Source organism: Plantibacter sp. CFBP 13570, from assembly GCF_014841395.1.
GTDB lineage: Bacteria > Actinomycetota > Actinomycetes > Actinomycetales > Microbacteriaceae > Plantibacter > Plantibacter auratus.
In genome coordinates, this window is sequence record NZ_JACYTW010000140.1 from 1 (window position 1) to 748 (window position 748).

Annotated in this window: 1 protein-coding gene; it reads left to right on the forward strand. The window is 76.2% G+C overall.

Features of this window, described 5'->3' with window-relative positions; translation table 11 throughout:
- A partial coding sequence (locus IFT89_RS19905; RefSeq protein ID WP_374190808.1) for an RCC1 domain-containing protein occupies positions 1–748 on the forward strand: 748 nt, incomplete at both ends.

Consider the following 748-nt stretch of genomic DNA (forward strand, 5'->3'; position numbering starts at 1 on the left):
CGCCGGTCTCGGCCACGCCGTCGCGCTCGGTGCGGACGGCACCGTGCTCGCGTGGGGCGCCGACGGCTTCGGTCAGGCGACCGTCCCGAGCCTCACGGGGACGATCACCCAGGTCGCGGCCGGCACGAACCACTCGCTCGCGCTCGCCGCAGACGGCACCGTCACCGCCTGGGGTCGCGACGCCGACGGCCAGGCCACGGTCCCGGCAGGACTCGACCGGGTCCTCCGCATCGCCGCCGGCGGACCGAACTCGGCCGCCGTCCGCGCCGACGGCACGCTCGCGCTCTGGGGTGACGACGCGTTCGGACAGAACGACCTCCCGACCGCGCTCGACGGTGCACGCGTGACCGACGTCGCCATCGGATCAGGCTTCACCGTCGCCCTCACCGACGACGGCGACGTCGTCCCCTGGGGCCGGAGCGACACCGGTCAGCTCGAGCTCCCGACGGCGCTCGCCGACGAGGACGTCGTGCAGCTCGCCGCCGGCACCGACCACGCGCTCGCCCTCGCCGACGACGGCACCGTCCTCGCCTGGGGTGCGGACGGCTCCGGCCAGACCGAGGTGCCGGCGTCCCTCGACGGGGTCGACGTCGTCCGTGTCTTCGCGGGTCCGTACCTGTCCGGGGCGATCGCCGCCGACGGATCGGTCACCGTCTGGGGCGCTGCCGACGCCCGTGCGGCACTGCCCGACGGTCTGCTCGCGGCCGGTGTCGCGCTCGGCGAGACGGGTGCCGTCGCCGCGGCCGGT